Genomic DNA, 20,751 nt, shown 5'->3' with positions numbered 1-20,751 from the left:
GTCGTGCAACTCACCCTTCATAAATATTGGCGCGGTCACGTAATTCTTTCCCGGGCTTAAAGTGCGGAACGTACTTACCTTCCAGTTCGACTTTATCACCAGTTTTCGGGTTACGTCCGGTGCGAGGTGCTCGATAGTGCAGAGAGAAGCTGCCGAAACCGCGGATTTCAATGCGCTCACCTTGAGCAAGCGTTGAGGCCATATGTTCCAGCATTTCTTTAACAGCATCTTCCACCGCTTTCGCCGGAATGTGAGATTGCTGGCTGGCAAGTCTTTCAATCAATTCTGACTTGGTCATTATTCCTCCGGTTTCCTTCAAGGCAAAAATTAGCTAACAGCTTAAACAAGGGCGGCCGTAGCCGCCCTTTGTGCTTGATTACAGGACGAATCCTGCAATCTGTCAAGTAAACTCGTCACTATTCAGGTTGTTATTACCTGAATGACAAAGATTACTCGCCTTTCGCTGCTTTGAACGCTTCAGCCATGGCGTTGTTGGAGAAGTTCGCGTCTTCCTGCTTGTTCACGGTAGCGATAGCGTCTTTTTCTTCCGCTTCGTCTTTCGCACGTACAGACAGGCTCACTACGCGGTTCTTACGATCCACGCCAGTGAATTTCGCTTCAACTTCGTCGCCAACGCTCAGAACCAGAGTTGCGTCTTCAACGCGGTCACGGGATGCTTCAGAAGCACGCAGGTAACCTTCTACGCCGTCAGCCAGTTCTACGGTTGCGCCTTTAGCGTCAACTGCAGTCACTTTACCAACAACGATAGCGCCTTTCTTGTTCAGAGCAACGTAGTTGTTGAACGGATCTTCCGCCAGCTGTTTAACGCCCAGGGAGATACGCTCACGCTCTGCGTCAACCTGCAGAACAACTGCTGCGATTTCGTCGCCTTTTTTGTATTCACGAACTGCTTCTTCGCCTGCAACGTTCCAGGAGATGTCAGACAGGTGAACCAGGCCGTCGATGCCGCCGTCCAGGCCGATGAAGATACCGAAGTCAGTGATAGACTTGATTTTACCTTCAACACGGTCGCCCTTGTTGTGGGTTTCCGCGAACTGCTGCCATGGGTTAGATTTGCACTGCTTCAGACCCAGGGAGATACGACGACGTTCTTCGTCGATATCCAGAACCATTACTTCCACTACGTCGCCAACGTTAACAACTTTGGACGGGTGGATGTTTTTGTTGGTCCAATCCATTTCGGAAACGTGAACCAGGCCTTCAACGCCTTCTTCGATTTCAACGAAGCAGCCGTAGTCGGTCAGGTTGGTCACGCGACCGGTCAGTTTGGTACCTTCCGGATAACGTTTAGCGATAGCTACCCACGGATCTTCGCCCAGCTGTTTCAGGCCCAGGGATACACGGGTACGCTCGCGGTCGAACTTCAGCACTTTAACAGTGATTTCGTCGCCAACGTTTACGATTTCGCTCGGATGCTTAACGCGTTTCCAGGCCATATCGGTGATGTGCAGCAGGCCGTCAACGCCGCCCAGATCAACGAATGCACCGTAGTCAGTGAGGTTCTTAACGATACCTTTGACTTCCATGCCTTCCTGCAGGTTTTCCAGCAGCTGATCGCGCTCTGCGCTGTTTTCGGATTCGATAACGGCACGACGAGAAACAACAACGTTGTTACGCTTCTGGTCCAGCTTGATGACTTTGAACTCAAGCTCTTTGCCTTCCAGGTGCAGCGTGTCGCGCACCGGACGAACGTCTACCAGGGAACCTGGCAGGAACGCACGAATACCGTTCAGCTCAACAGTGAAGCCACCTTTAACTTTGCCGTTGATAACACCGGTAACAGTTTCAGCGTCTTCGTAAGCTTTTTCCAGCGTGATCCAAGCTTCGTGACGTTTAGCTTTCTCACGGGACAGCAGAGTTTCACCGAAGCCGTCTTCTACTGCATCCAGAGCAACGTCAACTTCGTCACCAACCTGGATTTCCAGCTCGCCCTGGGCGTTTTTGAACTGCTCAGCCGGGATGGCGGACTCAGATTTCAGACCGGCGTCAACCAGTACTACGTCTTTGTCGATAGCAACAACAACACCACGAACGATGGAACCCGGGCGGGTTTCGATTTCTTTTAAGGATTCTTCAAACAGTTGAGCAAAAGATTCAGTCATGTTTAATCTTCAGGTTAATATTAACGTCCACCTGGCTCCGTGCCGGATGGGGTTGTTTCACATACCCGCTGACCATCCATTGCCGCGGGGTACTGCTATAATTCGGAGGCTTCGGCGCGTGACCGGTTAAGGCTTACGCAACGGCCAATTTTTCGCGCGCATATTGTAGCGCTTTTTCAATCACTTGCTCAATGTTTAGTTCGGTTGAATCGAGAACTAATGCATCGGCAGCCGGGACAAGCGGCGCCACGGCGCGATTTCTATCGCGATCGTCACGCTCTTTTATCTCGGACAAAAGACGTTCAAAGTTAACATCAAAGCCCTTTTCCTGCAACTGCCGCATGCGGCGATGCGCCCGCTCATCGGCCGAGGCATCGAGGAAAATTTTCACCGGCGCGTCCGGGAAAACCACCGTGCCCATATCGCGCCCGTCGGCAATCAGCCCCGGCAGTTCACGAAAGGCGCGCTGGCGGCGCAGCAGCGCTTCGCGAACGCGAGGGAAAGCCGCCACTTTCGAGGCGGCGTTCGCGACCTCCTGGGTGCGAATTTCGCCGCTGACATCTTCCCCTTCCAGCACCACTTCCAGGTTGCCGTCAGTAGAAATAAAGCGCACGTCAAGATGGGCAGCCAGGGGCACCAGCGCCTCTTCGGACTCCACGTCAACATGATGATGCAGCGCCGCCAGCGCCAGAACGCGGTAGATCGCGCCTGAATCTAACAGATGCCAGCCCAGCGCTTCCGCCATTGCCTTGCACAACGTACCTTTACCCGCACCGCCAGGCCCATCAATGGTGATTACCGGAACTGTTGCCGTCATCTTTTTCTCCTTCAGCAAGGCGCATAAATATCTAAACGCCGCGCATTATACGCATCTCTTCGGCGGAAAGTGAGTCTTGCTTTTAAATTACAGATAACTGGAAATCTCATGCGGAAGAATTGAGCAATTATAGCGGGCTGATTGAGCATCAGCCCGGAAGATGAGGCAGTTTTACTTTTTATCTGCAGCGATACGGTCGCGGATATGCTGCGCGCGTTCAGCTGAAGGCGGGTGTGAATCGAACAGAGATTTACTGTGGCCGGCGTCAAGGCTGGCCAGCTTGTCGAAGCTGCCCACCAGCCCCTGAGTGCTGATGTTGCGTTTTTTCAGCAGATCGTAAGAGAAATCATCAGCATCCGACTCCTGCGAGCGGGAGAACGCAGAGTTGATCATTCCCTCAGCGATATCGCCCAACTGAGATTTAGACAAGCTTGCAGCCGCTTCGCTGGTCGCTGAAATTGCATCGCGTGCGGCAATAGTCGCATACGCGGTTTGCATCGCTTTGCGCGAGTGTCCGAGCGCTACGTGACCCAGCTCATGGCCCAGAACCGCTTCAACTTCATTATCGGTCATCATGTCCATCAGGCCGCTATAGACGCGGACGCAGCCGTTGGCCATTGCCCAGGCGTTGACGTCGGATGTCATGTAAACCTTATAGGTTACCGGCGTGCCGTTGATATTATTTCCTAACGCTTTGGCAATTTTATTCAGACGTTTGGTGTACTTACTTGATGCACTAGCCAGTTTATTTTCACTATCCATTTGCTTACAGGCATCGTCGGAAAGCGTTTTGACTTCAGAGTCAGAAAGCGTCGCCGCTTTGTAAGCCGTCATTCCTGAATTGACGAGGGCGTTGGTGTCCATCCCCTGCATATTTTTACAACCTGCCAACAACGTGGCGGAAACGGCCAAAGCCAGCATTACTTTTGTATTTCTCATATCAATCATCCATTGATTAGCATAATAAACGCTTATAAATCCTATATTTACAAGCAAGCAAGGCTAGCATTTAGTTTCCTGTCCGACAAGCAGAGATAAAAAAACGCCGACCTGAGGGTCGGCGTTGTTACCTTAAATTCGCGTCATTCAGGCCGGCGTACTGATCCGCGCCAGTTGCTCAAAATAGTCGGGGAAGGTTTTCGCCGTACACTTCGGATCAAGGATGGTCACCGGCGTATCAGACAGCGCCACCAGCGAGAAGCACATCGCCATCCGGTGGTCGTTATAGGTGCCGATTTCAGCAAACCTCAGCGTCGCCGGCGGGGTGATGCGAATATAATCTTCACCCTCTTCCACCTCGGCGCCCACTTTACGCAACTCGGTCGCCATGGCGAACAGACGGTCCGTCTCCTTGACCCGCCAGTTGTAGATATTGCGCAGCGTGGTGGTCCCTTGCGCGAACAGGGCGGCGGTGGCGATGGTCATCGCGGCGTCCGGGATATGGTTCATATCCATATCGATAGCCTTGAGCTCGCCCCGGGTACAGGCGATGAAATCGTCGCCCCAGGTGACGGTGGCGCCCATTTTTTCCAGTACGTCGGCGAAACGAATATCGCCCTGTACGCTGCCGCGGCCAATACCGGTGACTTTCACCGTGCCGCCCTTAATGGCGCCAGCGGCAAGGAAATACGAGGCCGATGAAGCATCCCCTTCCACCAGGTAATCCCCCGGCGACTGATACTGTTGCTTGCCGCGCACCACAAAGCGCTGATAAGACTGGTTGTCCACCTCAACCCCGAAGGTTTTCATCAGGTGCAGCGTAATGTCGATATAGGGTTTTGACACCAGATCGCCCTTAATGGCGATCACGGTATCCTGCGGCGCCAGCGGCGCGGTCATCAGCAGCGCGGTCAGGAACTGGCTGGAGACGCTGCCGTCAACTTCAACGTTGCCCCCCTGGAATCCCCCGCGCAGGCGCAGCGGCGGATAATTTTCCTGCTCCAGATAGTCGATCTGAGCGCCGCCCTGACGCAGGGCATCCACCAGATGGCCGATCGGGCGCTCTTTCATTCGCGGCTCACCGGTCAGCACGATATCGTTGCTGCCAAGGCACAGGGCTGCCGCCAGCGGGCGCATCGCGGTACCGGCGTTGCCGAGGAACAGCTCCAGCGCCGCTGCGGCATGCAGCGGGCCGCCGTTGCCGGTCACTTCACAGCGGGTACGGTCAGCAGACAGGGTGTATTGAACCCCCAGCGCACTCAGGGCATTCAGCATATGGCGCACATCGTCGCTGTCCAGCAGGTTGGTCAGCACCGTCGTGCCGCGGGCCAGGGCGGCCAGCAGCAGCGCGCGGTTGGAGACGCTTTTCGAACCTGGCAGGTTCACGGTGCCCTCTACGCGTGCGATGGGTTGTAACGTCAGGGAATCCATCAAACTTCACTCTCAAACAAACAGAATAAAAACCCCGCAGACAGGCCGCGGGGAGGAAGAAAGGAACGGGCGATTAACCGTGGCGGCGTTCGAAGTCCAGCATAAAATCGGTTAACGCCTTCACGCCGTCTAACGGCATCGCGTTGTAGATGGAGGCACGCATGCCGCCCACCACCCGGTGGCCCTTGAGCGCGTGCAGCCCGGCGGCAAACGACTCTTCAAGGAACAGTTTATCCAGCGCGCTGTCCGCCAGCTGGAACGGCACGTTCATACGGGAGCGGTTGGCTTGCGCCACATCGTTACGATAGAAGCCGCTGTTATCGATCACGCCATACAGCAGTTCGGCTTTCTGCTGGTTGATCTTGTCCATCGCGGCAACGCCGCCCTGCTGTTTCAGCCACTTAAACACCAGACCGGCCAGATACCAGGCAAACGTCGGCGGCGTGTTAAACATCGAGTCATTCTCGCTTAACACGGTGTAGTCGAGGATTGACGGGCAGGCCACGCTGGCTTTACCCAGCAGATCTTCACGCACGATGACCAGCGTCAACCCTGCCGGGCCGATATTTTTCTGCGCGCCGGCATAGATCACGCCGAAGCGGTTGACGTCAATTTCGCGGGACAAAATGGTGGAGGAGAAATCGGCGGTCACGATGACGTCGTCGCCGAAGTTCGGCGTATCGTCAATCGCGATACCGTCAATGGTTTCGTTCGGGCAGTAGTGCAGATACGCCGCGCCCGGCGTCAGCTGCCACTCGCTCATTGGCTTGACCGCGCGCTTGCCGTCGACGGTGATTTTCGCGTCGATGACGTTAGGCGTGCAGTATTTCTTCGCCTCTTTGACCGCGCTGGCGGCCCAGTAGCCAGCGTCCACATAGTCAGCGACGTTTTTATCGCCGAGGATGTTCAGCGGGATCCCGGCGAACTGGCCGCGACCGCCGCCATGACAGAACAACACTTTATAGTTGGAAGGGATATTCAGCAGAGAACGGAAGTCCTGTTCTGCCTCTTCTGCCACCTGGATGAACTCCTTACCACGGTGACTGATTTCCATGACCGACGTACCCAGACCGTGCCAGTCGCACAGTTCCTGCTGAGCCAGTTTGAGTACTTCCGCCGGCAGCATTGCCGGGCCCGAACTGAAGTTATAGACCTGAGCCATTTCCCCTCACCACGTTGCTATGTTGTTTTGCCCGCGAACCGCCGCGGGCATAAGTTATTCCTGTGGCTATCGGTTTTATCATTCAGTGACACGGTCCGCAATGGCTAAAACTCGCCGACGGCAAAACGCGGCAGCCGTCACACAACAGAATCTATCGGCTTGACGTAATAAAACCGACATATTTGCTGTCAGGTGAGTCGTTTCGCCCGGCTGGCCTTCGACCATTCTGCATTTGCGCAGCGGGAACATATTCGCTTTTCTCCCGCCTGCATCGCCATCACGATGCTGCAGCGTACGCAGGCGTAGATCCCCTCCTGAGGAATAGTGGTATAGCGCGTGGTGCAGTGCGTCGGGAGAATCGACAACCCGGCCCTCACCTCGTCATCGGGATAATAAAACACGCTGATCTGGCCATTGGTTTCAAGGATCGCCAGCCGCACCTGGCCGAGCTGCTCGACGCTGTTGACCCGTAGCTCCATAAAAAATTCGAATTCGGTCATATTTTCCGCATGCAGTTTCTCCCATGCCAGTTGCCCCTCCTCCACCACCACGATAGGCTTGCCCTCCAGCAGATCCTCCAGCTTTTCACTATGCCCCATCAGCCACATGATGCCGCGATAAAGCAGCGCCAGCGTGACGAAAACCACCAGCACCGGCAACAGCGGGACATCGTCATAAAACGCCACGTCCCCCGCCGCCGAGCCGAGGGTCAGAATAATCAGCACCTCAAACAGTGACATCTGCCGCACGCCGCGCCGTCCGGTAATTTTGAGGAAAATAAAGACCAGAACGAAGGTGTAGAGGCTGCGCAACGCCACCTCGCCGAGAAATTCCACCGGTACTTTATCGAGCGCCATCCTCTGCCAGTCAAAGGCTTTCATTATCATCTCCCTGAGCATTAAAAGATGTCTCTAAGCATAGCCAGATGATGGAGATAGCACCTGTCAGATAAAAGCCGTATCATTGCGCGCTTTCCGTACGACAAAAGTGATCGCCATGACCCAAACGTTTATTCCCGGCAAAGATGCCGCCCTGGAAGATTCCATCGCTCGCTTCCAGCAAAAATTGCTCGACCTCGGATTTGATATCGAAGAGGCCTCATGGCTGAACCCGGTGCCGCACGTGTGGTCCGTTCACATTCGCGATAAGGAATGCGCGCTGTGCTTTACCAATGGTAAAGGCGCCACCAAAAAGGCAGCCCTCGCCTCCGCGCTGGGCGAATATTTCGAGCGCCTGTCCACCAACTATTTTTTCGCTGACTTCTGGTTAGGCGACACTATCGCTAACGGCCCGTTCGTTCACTACCCGAACGAAAAGTGGTTCCCGCTGACCGAAAACGACGACGTCCCGGAAGGTCTGCTGGATGCCCGCCTGCTCGCGTTCTACGATCCGGACGATCAGCTGACGGCCAGCATGCTGGTGGATCTGCAATCCGGTAACGATGAGCGCGGCGTGTGCGGCCTGCCCTTTACCCGCCAGTCCGACGGCGAAACGGTCTATATTCCTATGAATATCGTCGGCAACCTGTATGTCTCCAACGGCATGTCCGCCGGCAACACCCGTAATGAAGCTCGCGTGCAGGGCCTGTCCGAAGTCTTTGAGCGCCATATCAAAAACCGCATCATCGCCGAAAGCATCAGCCTGCCGGAGATCCCGGCGGAGGTCATGGCGCGCTATCCGGGCGTTGTGGAGTCGATCGCCAAACTGGAAGCCGAAGGTTTCCCGATCTTTGCCTATGATGGCTCGCTGGGCGGCAAGTATCCGGTTATCTGCGTCGTGCTGTTTAACCCGGCAAACGGCACCTGCTTCGCCTCTTTCGGCGCCCATCCGGACTTCGGCGTGGCGCTGGAGCGTACGGTCACCGAACTGCTGCAGGGCCGCAGCCTGAAAGATCTCGACGTCTTCACGCCGCCGACCTTCGACGACGAAGAAGTCGCCGAGCATGCTAACCTCGAAACCCACTTTATCGACTCCAGCGGCCTGATTTCCTGGGATATGTTCAAGCAGGATGCCGACTATCCGTTCGTTGACTGGAGCTTCTCCGGCACCACAGAAGAAGAGTTCGCCACCCTGATGGCCATCTTCAAGGCCGAAGATAAAGAAGTGTATATCGCCGACTACGAGCACCTGGGCGTTTACGCCTGCCGTATCATCGTCCCGGGGATGTCGGATATTTACCCGGCGGAAGATCTGTGGCTGGCGAACAACAGCATGGGCGCTCATCTGCGCGACACCATTCTGTCCCTGCCGGGCAGCGAGTGGGAAAAAGAAGATTACCTGGCGCTGATCGAGCAGATGGACGATGAAGGCCTGGATGATTTCACCCGCGTTCGCGAACTGCTGGGCCTCGCCACCGGCAAAGACAACGGCTGGTATACCCTGCGCGTCGGCGAGCTGAAAGCCATGCTGGCCCTGGCCGGCGGCGATCTGGAGCAGGCGCTGATCTGGACCGAGTGGACCATGGAGTTCAACGCTTCGGTCTTCAGCGCGGAACGCGCTAACTACTATCGCTGCCTGCAGACCCTGCTGCTGCTGAGCCAGGAAGAGGAGCGTCAGCCGCTGCAATACCTGAACGCCTTTATCCGTATGTACGGCGCCGAAGCGGTCGAAGCCGCCAGCGCGGCGCTGAGCGGGGAAGCGCCGTTCTATGGCCTTCAGGCTGTCGACAGCGATCTGCAGGCCTTCCCGGCCCATCAGTCGCTGCTGAAGGCTTATGAAAAACTGCAGCGAGCGAAGGCGGCGTTCTGGGCAAAATAAGCCCTAAGCGCGCCATCGTGGTGACCAGCAACGGAGCCCAATGCGGCTCCGTTGATTTCACCTGACGAGGCGGCCACTATAGTTTGTAGTTGCAAAGTTAATTAATAGTAAATAATGCGCTTATAAGATTTACCATTCGTTAATTTTAAATAAAATACTCCATATTAATTAACTCAAAAAATGGCGTGAAAACGAAAAAATTCAACATAACTTATAAATTTTAAAATTTATTTTCTTCATGATATTCAATCACTTAACCACTAAAAACACAAAAACCACACACTAAAAAGGCATATAGTTCCGGTGAGATATGATCTATATCAATTTCCCTTCTATAATGCTTTGTTAGTATCTCACCGCCAACTTATATAAAGAGAGAGTTAGTGTGAAAGCTGACAACCCTTTTGATCTTTTGCTCCCTGCCGCGATGGCGAAAGTCGCCGAAGAAGCAGGTGTCTATAAAGCAACGAAGCATCCGATGAAGACCTTTTATCTGGCGATCACCGCTGGCGTTTTCATCTCCATCGCTTTCGTATTCTATATCACCGCGACCACCGGCACTGCCGCGATGCCTTATGGGATTGCCAAGCTTATCGGTGGGGTCTGTTTTTCCCTGGGTCTGATTCTGTGCATTATCTGCGGCGCTGACCTCTTTACCTCTACGGTATTGATCGTGGTGGCGAAAGCCAGCGGTCGAATTACCTGGGGGCAACTGGCAAAAAACTGGCTCAACGTCTATTTTGGTAACCTGGTGGGCGCACTGCTGTTTGTGCTGCTGATGTGGTTATCAGGCGAATATATGACTGCCAACGGCGGTTGGGGGCTCAATGTCCTGCAGACCGCTGACCACAAAATGCACCATACTTTTGTGGAGGCCGTGAGCCTGGGTATCCTCGCTAACCTGATGGTTTGTCTCGCCGTATGGATGAGCTATTCCGGTCGTAGCCTGATGGATAAAGCGATGATCATGGTCCTGCCGGTAGCGATGTTCGTTGCCAGCGGCTTTGAGCACAGCATCGCCAACATGTTTATGATCCCGATGGGTATCGTAATCCGCAACTTTGCAAGCCCGGAATTCTGGACCGCAATCGGTTCGACTCCGGAAAGTTTCTCTCACTTGACCGTTATGAACTTCATCACTGATAACCTGATTCCGGTAACTATCGGGAACATTATCGGCGGGGGTCTGCTGGTCGGGTTGACATACTGGGTCATTTACCTGCGTGGCAACGACCATCACTAAGGGTTGTTTCAGGCAGTAAATAAAAAATCCACTTAAGAAGGTAGGTGTTACATGTCCGAGCTTAATGAAAAGTTAGCCACAGCCTGGGAAGGTTTTGCGAAAGGTGACTGGCAGAATGAAGTCAACGTCCGTGACTTTATTCAGAAAAACTACACCCCATATGAAGGCGACGAATCCTTCCTGGCTGGCGCGACTGAAGCGACCACCAAGCTGTGGGACAGCGTAATGGAAGGTGTAAAACAGGAAAACCGCACTCACGCGCCTGTTGATTTTGACACTGCCCTGGCCTCCACCATCACCTCTCACGACGCAGGCTATATCGAGAAAGGTCTGGAAAAAATCGTTGGTCTGCAGACCGAAGCGCCGCTGAAACGTGCGATCATCCCGTTCGGTGGTATTAAAATGGTTGAAGGTTCCTGCAAAGCGTACAATCGCGAGCTGGACCCGATGCTGAAAAAAATCTTCACTGAGTACCGTAAAACTCACAACCAGGGCGTTTTCGACGTCTATACTCCGGACATCCTGCGCTGCCGTAAATCCGGCGTGCTGACCGGTCTGCCGGATGCTTACGGCCGTGGTCGTATCATCGGTGACTACCGTCGCGTTGCGCTGTACGGTATCGACTTCCTGATGAAAGACAAATTCGCCCAGTTCAACTCTCTGCAAGCGAAACTGGAAAGCGGCGAAGATCTGGAAGCGACCATCCGTCTGCGTGAAGAAATCGCTGAACAGCACCGCGCGCTGGGCCAGATCAAAGAGATGGCGGCTAAATATGGCTACGACATCTCCGGTCCGGCGACCACCGCTCAGGAAGCTATCCAGTGGACCTACTTCGGTTACCTGGCTGCCGTTAAATCTCAGAACGGCGCGGCAATGTCCTTCGGTCGTACCTCCAGCTTCCTGGATATCTACATCGAACGTGACCTGCAGGCGGGTAAAATCACCGAGCAAGACGCGCAGGAAATGGTTGACCACCTGGTCATGAAACTGCGTATGGTTCGCTTCCTGCGTACCCCGGAATACGATGAACTGTTCTCCGGTGACCCGATTTGGGCAACAGAATCCATCGGCGGTATGGGCGTTGACGGCCGTACTCTGGTGACCAAAAACAGCTTCCGCTTCCTGAACACCCTGTACACCATGGGGCCGTCTCCGGAGCCGAACATCACTATCCTGTGGTCTGAAAAACTGCCGCTGAGCTTCAAGAAATTCGCTGCTAAAGTGTCCATCGATACCTCTTCTCTGCAGTATGAGAACGATGACCTGATGCGTCCGGACTTCAACAACGACGACTACGCTATCGCATGCTGCGTAAGCCCGATGGTTGTTGGTAAGCAAATGCAGTTCTTCGGTGCTCGCGCCAACCTCGCAAAAACCATGCTGTACGCTATCAACGGCGGCGTGGATGAAAAACTGAAAATGCAGGTGGGTCCGAAATCTGAACCGATCAAAGGCGACGTTCTGAACTTCGACGAAGTGATGGAACGCATGGATCACTTCATGGACTGGCTGGCTAAACAGTACGTCACTGCGCTGAACATCATCCACTACATGCACGACAAGTACAGCTACGAAGCCTCTCTGATGGCGCTGCACGACCGTGACGTTATCCGCACCATGGCGTGTGGTATCGCGGGTCTGTCCGTTGCTGCTGACTCCCTGTCTGCAATCAAATATGCGAAAGTTAAACCGATTCGTGACGAAGACGGTCTGGCTGTCGACTTCGAAATCGAAGGCGAATACCCGCAGTTTGGTAACAACGATGCTCGCGTCGATGACATGGCCGTTGACCTGGTTGAACGTTTCATGAAGAAAATTCAGAAACTGCACACCTACCGCAACGCGATCCCGACTCAGTCTGTTCTGACCATCACCTCTAACGTGGTATATGGTAAGAAAACCGGTAACACCCCAGACGGTCGTCGCGCTGGCGCGCCGTTCGGACCAGGTGCTAACCCGATGCACGGCCGTGACCAGAAAGGTGCTGTTGCCTCTCTGACCTCCGTAGCGAAACTGCCGTTTGCTTACGCGAAAGATGGTATCTCTTACACCTTCTCTATCGTACCGAACGCGCTGGGTAAAGATGACGAAGTTCGTAAGACCAACCTGGCGGGTCTGATGGATGGTTACTTCCACCACGAAGCGTCCATCGAAGGTGGTCAGCACCTGAACGTGAACGTAATGAACCGCGAAATGCTGCTCGACGCGATGGAAAACCCGGAAAAATATCCGCAGCTGACCATCCGCGTATCTGGCTACGCTGTACGTTTTAACTCCCTGACTAAAGAACAGCAGCAGGACGTTATTACCCGTACCTTCACTCAGACCATGTAATTCCCTGTCTGACTGAAAAAGCGTACAATAAAGGCCCCACATCAGTGGGGCCTTTTTAACAAGCAATCCCCGCCCTAGCCTGCTTTGCCAGTTATCTATACTTTGGGTATCTGTCAAAACAGACTCGACACAGCCGCTGAGCTGTGCACCAACACGGCCCCGGATGGGCCACATCTGGAGAAAACACCGCAATGTCAGTTATTGGTCGCATTCACTCCTTTGAATCCTGTGGCACCGTTGATGGCCCAGGCATCCGCTTTATTACCTTTTTCCAGGGCTGCCTGATGCGCTGCCTGTACTGCCATAACCGTGACACCTGGGATACCCACGGCGGCAAAGAAATCACCGTTGAAGAGTTAATGAAAGAGGTGGTGACCTATCGTCACTTTATGAATGCTTCCGGCGGCGGCGTCACCGCATCGGGCGGCGAAGCGATCCTGCAGGCGGAGTTTGTTCGCGACTGGTTCCGCGCCTGTAAGAAGGAAGGTATTCATACCTGTCTCGATACCAATGGCTTTGTTCGTCGCTACGATCCCGTTATCGACGAACTGCTGGAGGTAACAGACCTGGTGATGCTGGATCTCAAGCAGATGAACGATGAGATTCACCAGAACCTGGTCGGTGTCTCTAACCATCGTACGCTGGAATTCGCCCAGTATCTGGCGAAGAAGAATATCAATGTCTGGATCCGCTACGTGGTGGTTCCGGGCTGGTCAGACGATGATGATTCCGCGCACCGCTTGGGCGAATTTACCCGCGATATGGGCAATGTCGAAAAAATCGAGCTGCTGCCCTACCATGAGCTGGGCAAACACAAATGGGTAGCGATGGGCGAAGAGTACAAGCTGGACGGCGTCCATCCGCCGAAGAAAGAGACCATGGAGCGAGTCAAAGGCATCCTTGAGCAATATGGGCACAAAGTGATGTACTAATCCCACCGGGCCGGTGATGCGCTTATGCCGGCCTGCAACGGCGTGGGAAGCTGTTACCGTCCAGCCGTTGCATTCTTATGCAAGACGGCTCTACTGCAGTAAGCACAGGCTATTAAAACGGATGACGCGCAGCATGCGCTGCGCGCTACAGGGTCAGGCGTGCGCCACCGGCGTTGGATGATGCCCGGCTTTGCGCAGCAGGGTCAGCAGATAGATAAACGACACGCTGGCGATCATAATAAACAGCAGGTTATCCGAGAAGTTCTGCATCAGCATCGCCGTCAGCGTCGGGCCCAGCAGGCTGCCGATGGTATAGCTCATCAACAGCGCCTGGTTCATTGCCACCAGCTGATGGTGCTCCACTTTTTCACAGGCCCAGGCCATCGCCACCGGATAGAGGGTAAAGCCCGAAGCGCCCAACACAAACAGCGCCGGCGCCATCGCCGCCTGGCTGAGCATCGCCATACATCCCAGAATCACCACAAAAACCTGCACCCGCAGCACCAGCAGGCGACCGTAGCGGTCTGCCAGGCGCCCTACCGGCCACTGGCCGAGGATCCCGGCGCTAACCATCACCGCCATCCAGAAGCCAATGCCGGCGTCGCTGACGCCCTGATGGTTCAGCCACAGCGGCATCAGACCATACAGCGAGCCGAGGACAATCCCTGAGATAATGCAGCCATTGACCCCATGGCGCGCCTGGCGCAGCTTCAGCATCGGCCAGATACGTACCGTTTCATGCGGCTCTTCGGCCTGCCCCATGATGCGGGTAAACAGCAGCGGCAGGATCGCCGCCAGCGCCAGACCCGTCACCCACGGCAGGACGCTCATTAAATCGGTGGGGAGTTTACTGACCATCAGCTGGCCCAGTACGGTACCGACGTAATAGACCATCATGTACGCCGCCAGCAGACGACCGCGGCTGCGTGAAGTGCCGCTGCAGACCAGCGCGCTTTCCACCACCACCCAAATCATCGCGCAGCCTACGCCGGCGATAAAACGCCAGCTCAGCCACGTCCAGAAGCCCACGGTGATCCCCAGCCCTACGCAGCCGACGGCGAATATTAACGACGCGAGATAATAGCTGCGGTTAAACCCCAGGCGCTTGATCACCCAGCCGGCAAGCAACGTACCGGCCAGGTTGCCGGTAAAATAGGATGACCCCACCATGCCGACCTGCCAGGTTGGCATATTTTCATGGGCGAGCCAGAGCGGGACGAGCGTATTCAGCACCGCTATCGCCAGGGTCAGTAAAAGCAGGCCACAGAGCAGCATTTGCACTGGCCGGGTGTAGATGGTCATGGGTAAAAACCGTGAGGAATGTTCAGATCGCGAGCGCATCATGCCACCGCTAAAAACATTGTCAATCCACCTGAAATCAGGCCTGACGCGGTTTTGCCGGGCACGATAGAAGTTTTTTATCCACAGAAGGGATAAAGATGAGGCAACAGATAATACGCTGTTGTTTTTCTTAATTTATTAATAAATCTCGCTGTTAATTTCAGTCGAAAAATTTCATCTATCGACAGCACGTTTTCATCATGCCGGCACGCCTGCGCCGGCATGATGACGCTGATTAACTGGCGATAGCCATCCCGACGGTCATATGCAGACCATAGAATACGCCGCGGCCAATCATCTCTCCTGCCAGCACCAGAACAAACGCCAGGCCGAGCAGCGAGACCGCCGGCTTGCGGCCGCGGATCTGCGGCACGCACCAGCAGGCCAGGGCCAGCGCCAGCAGCACCACGCGCCAGGCCATAAGCAGCCCATAATCCGGCACCAGGGCGGAGGCCTGCTGAATTGAGCTGCGGATAGTGGCGAGTTCACTCCCCTGCATCAGGACCACCACGATACTCACCAGCAGCGCCAGTAAAGTGACCACCGGCAGCAGGCGCAGCGCCCAACCGTCGACGCCTGCGACGCGCAGCAGCAGGTAGCCCAGCAGCGGGCCGCCGATAAACAGCGTGAGGAAGAAGCTCAGCGGCGTCCAGACGGTATACCAGGTCGGCACTGTGTCGATGGTGTTATAGACCCGCACCATCATCCAGACGAAGATCACCCCAAGCGCCATGGTCGCTACCAGCCACAGGCTACGCAGTCCGGCAGGCAGCTTTTTACACACGGCCAGCAGCCAGCCAATCCCGCCGACGGCGAAGAAGATCGCCCCGCTGGCTATCTCATTACTCAGCGATGAGGCCCCTACGCGATTGAGCGAGTTAAAGGCCCGCAGCGGCGAACCGAGGTGCATTGTCGAGGCGATAAACCCGATCCCCATCAATACCCACAGGCCGAACATGCTACCCACCACGCGCTGCTCCTGCTCACGGGAAAGCTTGCCCGTCATGAGCGCCAGCGCCAGGACGATGAAGCCGCCCGCGACGCACTGGCCGAAGACCGTAAAGATCATCAGCGGCCATTCATGCCATCCGTTTCCCATCTTACACCTCCTTCGGGTTTGCCAGGTAACCGGTGGTATCGCCACACGGCCGGGCATTGGCGTTAGGTTTGATCACGATGCTCGGCCGGGTAAAGTGCGCTGAAGGCAACGGCGCCACTGCCGCCAGCTGGCCGTGCTTAGCGCGCAGTTCGGCAATCGGCCCGAAATCCAGCGCCCGCAGCGGGCAGGACTCGACGCAGATCGGCTTTTTCCCGTCGGCGACGCGCTCGTGGCAGCCGTCACACTTGGTCATATGGCCTTTGTCGGCATTATATTGCGGCGCGCCGTAAGGACAGGCCATATGGCAGTAACGGCAGCCAATGCACACCTCTTCGTTGACCACCACAAAACCGTCTTCGCGCTTGTGCATCGCTCCGCTCGGACAGACCTTGGTGCAGGCCGGATCTTCGCAGTGGTTACAGGCGATGGAGAGGTAATAGGCGAAAACGTTCTGATTCCAGACGCCGTTATCCTCCTGCCAGTCGCCGCCGGCATATTCATAAATGCGGCGGAAGCTGACCTCCGGGGTCAGATTTTTGTAGTCCTTACAGGCCAGTTCGCAGGTCTTGCAACCGGTGCAACGGGCGGAATCAATAAAAAATCCATACTGAGTTGTCATCGGTTACTCCTTACAGCTTCTCAACCTGGACGAGGTTGGTATGCGACGGGTTCCCCTTCGCCAGCGGCGAGGGGCGCTGGGTGGTCAGCACGTTAATGCTGCCCGCCTGATCCACGCGCGAGGCGTCCGGGTTATACCAGGCCCCTTCCCCCAGCGCGACCACGCCCGGCATCATGCGCGGGGTCACCTTCGCTTCGATATGCACTTCCCCACGGTCGTTGAAGATGCGAATGCGATCGCCGTTGGCAATGCCGCGCTGGCGGGCATCGATCGGGTTAATCCACATCTCCTGCCGACAGGCAGCCTTCAGTACATCGACGTTGCCGTAGGTTGAATGGACGCGCGATTTATAGTGGAAGCCGGTCAGCTGTAGCGGGTATTTCGCCGTCAGCGGATCGTTGTAGTTTTCGAAGCCCGGGGTGTAGATCGGCAGCGGATCGATGACATCGCCTTCCGGCAGCTCCCAGGTGGCGGCGATTTTCGCCAGCGCCTGCGAATAGATTTCAATCTTGCCCGAAGGCGTGGTCAGCGGATTAGCCTGCGGATCCTCACGGAAGGCTTTATAAGCCACATGGTGCCCTTGCGGATCGCGCTGCTTATAGATGCCCTGCTGACGGAAGGTGTCGAAATCCGGCAGGTCGGGAATCGCTGTACGCGACTGCTCATACAGATAGCGCATCCAGCCTTCCTGGGTACGGCCTTCGGTAAATTTTTCCTCGACGCCGAGGCGCTTCGCCAGCTCGCTGGTCATCTCATAGATAGTTTTGCATTCGAAACGCGGCTTGATGGCCTGGTCGGCAAAGATGACGTAGGACATGTTGCCGCAGGAAGCATCCAGCGCGAAATCCATCTGCTCAGAGGCGGTGCAGTCCGGCAGCAGAATATCGGCGTATTTCGCTGACGAGGTCATATGGCAGTCGATGACCACAATCATCTCGCACTTCTTGTCGTCCTGCAGGATCTCGTGGGTGCGGTTAATCTCTGAGTGCTGGTTGATCAGGCAGTTGCCCGCATAGTTCCAGATCATTTTGATCGGCACATCGAGCTTATCTTTGCCACGCACCCCATCGCGCAGGGCGGTCATTTCCGGGCCGCGCTCAATCGCATCGGTCCACATAAACATCGATATGCTGGTCTGAACCGGATTCTCCAGCGTCGGCATGCGCTCAAACGGCAGGCTGTAGGAGCCCTCGCGCGCGCCGCTGTTACCGCCGTTGATCCCGACGTTACCGGTCAGAATGGCGAGCATCGCGATAGCCCGGGTGGCGATTTCGCCGTTGGCGTGACGCTGCGGCCCCCAGCCCTGGCTGATATAGGCCGGTTTGGCGCTGGCAATTTCGCGCGCCAGTTTAACAATGCGTTCGCGCGGAATACCGGTTATGGTCGAGGCCCACTCCGGCGTTTTGGCGATACCGTCGGCGCCCTGGCCAAGTATCCAGGCTTTATAGTGGCCATTGGCCGGGGCATCGGCAGGCAGAGTTTTCTCGTCGTATCCCACACAGTATTTATCGAGGAACGGCTGATCGACCAGATTCTCGGTGATCATCACCCACGCCAGACCCGATACCAGCGCCGCATCGGTACCGGGGCGAATCGGGATCCATTCATCTTCGCGTCCGGCGCCGGTGTCGGTATAGCGCGGATCGATAATGATCATCCGGGCATTGGATTTCTGGCGCGCCTGCTCAAGATAGTAGGTCACCCCGCCGCCGCTCATCCGCGTTTCGCCGGGGTTGTTGCCGAACAGCACCACTAACTGGCTGTTTTCAATATCCGACGGGCTGTTGCCATCCGCCCAGCCGCCGTAGGTGTAATTCAACCCTGCGGCAATCTGCGCAGATGAATAGTCGCCGTAATGATTGAGATACCCACCGCAGCAGTTCATCAGACGGGCAATCAGGGTTTTCCCCGGCGGCCAGGAGCGGGTCAGCGTGCCTCCCAGCGTGCCGGTGCCGTAGTTCAGATAGATGGACTCGTTGCCGTAGTCTTTAATCAGGCGCTGCGTCGTGCTGGCGATGATATCGAACGCCTCTTCCCAGCTGATTTGCTCGAATTTACCCTCACCGCGTTTGCCTACGCGCTTCATCGGATATTTCAGCCGATCGGGGTTATAAACCCGGCGGCGCATAGACCGCCCGCGCAGGCAGGCGCGCACCTGATGCAGGCCGTCATAGTTATCGTCACCGGTATTATCGGTTTCGACGTATTTAATCGCGCCATCCACCACGTGCATGCGCAGCGGGCAGCGGCTACCGCAGTTGACGGTGCAGGCGCTCCAGACCACCTTCTCACTGGCCGGGGCTGGCGTGTCGGCGGCGTGGGCCATACGGGAAAAGGGTAACGTTAGTGCGTTGCTGGCCAGCGCCAGGCCGCCTATTGCCGTGGTTTTCATCAGACCACGGCGGCTTACCTCAGCAGCCAGTAAAGCATCGGGGGCTTTAATTTTCATGGATACTCGCTTTGGTTGCTCACAATAAACTGACAAGCGCTATATAGTGATATATATAAGGCTTTGAAATATTATTGGTTTTTTATGCTGGTTTAATCCAAAGGGAGTATCACTGCATTCGCGGATGGGATTATTGCCCGGTATCAATAAGGATGTAAAAAAAGCGCCCGCAGGCGCTTTTAAGGGAGAAGGTAAAAATTAACCGATATATTCGAGGCCGCGCATATACGGGCGCAGGATTTCCGGGATCTCGATACGGCCATCAGCCTGCTGATAGTTTTCCATCAGCGCCACCAGGGTACGACCGACCGCCAGGCCAGAACCATTCAGGGTATGAACGAGACGGGTCTTCTTGTCGGACTTGCTGCGGCAGCGAGCCTGCATACGACGCGCCTGGAAATCCCAGACGTTGGAGCAGGAAGAGATCTCACGGTAGGTGTTCTGCGCCGGGACCCACACTTCGAGGTCATAGGTTTTGCAGGCGCTGAAGCCCATATCGCCGGTGCACAGCGCGACCTTACGGTAAGGCAGGCCCAGCAGCTGCAGCACTTTCTCGGCGTGGCCGGTCATCTCTTCCAGCGCCGCCATCGAGTCTTCCGGACGGACAATCTGCACCATTTCAACTTTATCGAACTGGTGCATACGGATCAGACCGCGGGTGTCGCGACCATAAGAACCTGCTTCGGAACGGAAGCACGGCGTATGGGCGGTCATTTTTATCGGCAGATCCTCTTCATCGATAATTTCATCACGCACCAGGTTGGTCAGCGGCACTTCCGCCGTCGGGATCAGCGCGTAGTTGCTGCTGTCAGCCTCTTCTTCCAGCGGACGGGTATGGAACAGGTCGCCGGCGAATTTCGGCAGCTGACCGGTGCCATACAGGGTGTCCTGGTTAACCAGGTACGGGACATAGTTTTCGCTATAGCCATGCTGTTCAGTGTGCAGATCCAGCATGAACTGCGCCAGGGCGCGGTGCAGACGGGCCAGCTGGCCTTTCATCACCACGAAGCGCGAACCGGTGAGCTTAACGGCGGCGGCAAAATCCAGCCCCCCGTGCATTTCACCCAGCGTCACGTGATCGCGCACGTCGAAATCGAACTGGCGCGGCGTGCCCCAGCGGCTGACTTCAACGTTGTCGTTTTCGTCACGGCCAACCGGCACGTCATCGTGAGGAATATTCGGGATCGCCAGCGCGATATCGCGGATTTCCGCCAGCAGCGCTTCCAGCTCGGATTTTGCGGCATCCAGCTGTTCGCCGAGTTTGTTCACTTCCAGGCGTAATGGCTCGATGTCTTCCCCGCGCGCTTTCGCCTGGCCAATGGATTTCGATCGGGAGTTGCGCTCCGCCTGCAGGTTTTCCGTTTGCACCTGCAGAACTTTACGACGCTCTTCAAGCGCGCGAAGTTTATCTACATCCAGCTTAAAGCCCCGGCGTGCCAGTTTTTCTGCGACTGCGTCTGGCTCGGTACGCAGCAGATTGGGATCGAGCATGCTTATCCTGTGCT

At 55.6% G+C, this 20,751-nt stretch carries 16 protein-coding genes; 4 read left to right on the top strand and 12 right to left on the bottom strand.

The features are described from left to right. Nucleotides 1-10: 10 nt before the first annotated feature. The 7 genes from ihfB to MKR05_RS20015 all read right to left on the bottom strand — a co-directional run bounded on the left by ihfB (nucleotide 11) and on the right by MKR05_RS20015 (nucleotide 7,353). On the bottom strand, nucleotides 11-298 hold the full coding sequence (gene ihfB, locus MKR05_RS20045) for an integration host factor subunit beta (RefSeq protein ID WP_002898165.1): 288 nt from the start codon (nucleotides 296-298) through the stop codon (nucleotides 11-13). 151 nt (nucleotides 299-449) lie between these two features. Then, the gene (gene rpsA / locus MKR05_RS20040; protein WP_002898162.1) at nucleotides 450-2,123 is read right to left on the bottom strand and encodes a 30S ribosomal protein S1; all 1,674 of its coding nucleotides are present in this window, start codon (nucleotides 2,121-2,123) and stop codon (nucleotides 450-452) included. Nucleotides 2,124-2,256: 133 nt separating this feature from the next. Continuing rightward, nucleotides 2,257-2,940, bottom strand: a complete 684-nt coding sequence (cmk, locus tag MKR05_RS20035) for a (d)CMP kinase (protein ID WP_023289021.1) — start codon at nucleotides 2,938-2,940, stop codon at nucleotides 2,257-2,259. A 171-nt stretch (nucleotides 2,941-3,111) separates the two neighbouring features. Further along, nucleotides 3,112-3,879: a M48 family metallopeptidase gene (locus MKR05_RS20030; RefSeq protein ID WP_044521916.1), complete on the bottom strand. Its 768-nt coding sequence runs from the start codon at nucleotides 3,877-3,879 to the stop codon at nucleotides 3,112-3,114. A 147-nt stretch (nucleotides 3,880-4,026) separates the two neighbouring features. Beyond that, a complete protein-coding gene (gene aroA / locus MKR05_RS20025; protein WP_032455267.1) occupies nucleotides 4,027-5,310 on the bottom strand; it encodes a 3-phosphoshikimate 1-carboxyvinyltransferase in 1,284 nt (427 codons plus the stop codon). A 73-nt stretch (nucleotides 5,311-5,383) separates the two neighbouring features. Then, nucleotides 5,384-6,472 carry a 3-phosphoserine/phosphohydroxythreonine transaminase gene (gene serC / locus MKR05_RS20020; protein WP_023289018.1) on the bottom strand — a complete coding sequence of 363 codons (1,089 nt, stop codon included), beginning with the start codon at nucleotides 6,470-6,472 and terminating at the stop codon, nucleotides 5,384-5,386. A 188-nt stretch (nucleotides 6,473-6,660) separates the two neighbouring features. Continuing rightward, nucleotides 6,661-7,353: a DUF421 domain-containing protein gene (locus tag MKR05_RS20015; protein WP_023289017.1), complete on the bottom strand. Its 693-nt coding sequence runs from the start codon at nucleotides 7,351-7,353 to the stop codon at nucleotides 6,661-6,663. A 115-nt stretch (nucleotides 7,354-7,468) separates the two neighbouring features. Here MKR05_RS20015 and ycaO point away from each other — a divergent pair, with 115 nt between their 5' ends. The 4 genes from ycaO (at nucleotide 7,469) to pflA (ending at nucleotide 13,738) form a co-directional block, all read left to right on the top strand. Then, on the top strand, nucleotides 7,469-9,229 hold the full coding sequence (gene ycaO, locus MKR05_RS20010) for a 30S ribosomal protein S12 methylthiotransferase accessory factor YcaO (protein ID WP_044521954.1): 1,761 nt from the start codon (nucleotides 7,469-7,471) through the stop codon (nucleotides 9,227-9,229). Between the two features lie 385 nt (nucleotides 9,230-9,614). Then, complete coding sequence (gene focA / locus MKR05_RS20005; RefSeq protein WP_023289015.1) at nucleotides 9,615-10,472, top strand: formate transporter FocA; 858 nt, start codon at nucleotides 9,615-9,617, stop codon at nucleotides 10,470-10,472. 51 nt (nucleotides 10,473-10,523) lie between these two features. Further along, entirely contained in the window at nucleotides 10,524-12,806 is a 2,283-nt protein-coding gene (pflB, locus tag MKR05_RS20000) for a formate C-acetyltransferase (protein ID WP_023289014.1), read from the top strand. Nucleotides 12,807-12,997: 191 nt separating this feature from the next. Further along, nucleotides 12,998-13,738, top strand: coding sequence for a pyruvate formate lyase 1-activating protein (gene pflA / locus MKR05_RS19995; protein ID WP_002898145.1), 741 nt, complete (start codon nucleotides 12,998-13,000; stop codon nucleotides 13,736-13,738). Nucleotides 13,739-13,891: 153 nt separating this feature from the next. Here the strand turns inward: pflA and MKR05_RS19990 are convergent, their stop codons facing one another. The 5 genes from MKR05_RS19990 to serS form a co-directional block, all read right to left on the bottom strand. Continuing rightward, the gene (locus MKR05_RS19990; RefSeq protein WP_008805851.1) at nucleotides 13,892-15,040 is read right to left on the bottom strand and encodes an MFS transporter; all 1,149 of its coding nucleotides are present in this window, start codon (nucleotides 15,038-15,040) and stop codon (nucleotides 13,892-13,894) included. 274 nt (nucleotides 15,041-15,314) lie between these two features. Continuing rightward, nucleotides 15,315-16,178, bottom strand: coding sequence for a dimethyl sulfoxide reductase anchor subunit family protein (locus MKR05_RS19985; RefSeq protein ID WP_023289013.1), 864 nt, complete (start codon nucleotides 16,176-16,178; stop codon nucleotides 15,315-15,317). 1 nt (nucleotide 16,179) lies between these two features. Beyond that, nucleotides 16,180-16,797, bottom strand: coding sequence for a DMSO/selenate family reductase complex B subunit (locus MKR05_RS19980; protein WP_048334592.1), 618 nt, complete (start codon nucleotides 16,795-16,797; stop codon nucleotides 16,180-16,182). 10 nt (nucleotides 16,798-16,807) lie between these two features. Continuing rightward, entirely contained in the window at nucleotides 16,808-19,246 is a 2,439-nt protein-coding gene (gene dmsA, locus MKR05_RS19975) for a dimethylsulfoxide reductase subunit A (protein WP_048297151.1), read from the bottom strand. A 198-nt stretch (nucleotides 19,247-19,444) separates the two neighbouring features. Next, the gene (serS, locus tag MKR05_RS19970) at nucleotides 19,445-20,737 is read right to left on the bottom strand and encodes a serine--tRNA ligase (protein ID WP_072413633.1); all 1,293 of its coding nucleotides are present in this window, start codon (nucleotides 20,735-20,737) and stop codon (nucleotides 19,445-19,447) included. Nucleotides 20,738-20,751 lie beyond the last annotated feature (14 nt).

This window comes from Klebsiella sp. K5-204 (assembly GCF_030128585.1).
In the GTDB taxonomy this organism is placed as follows: Bacteria; Pseudomonadota; Gammaproteobacteria; order Enterobacterales; family Enterobacteriaceae; genus Klebsiella; species Klebsiella quasipneumoniae.
Note: the sequence above shows the minus strand (reverse complement) of the source record. Positions and strands in the feature narration are given on the sequence as shown.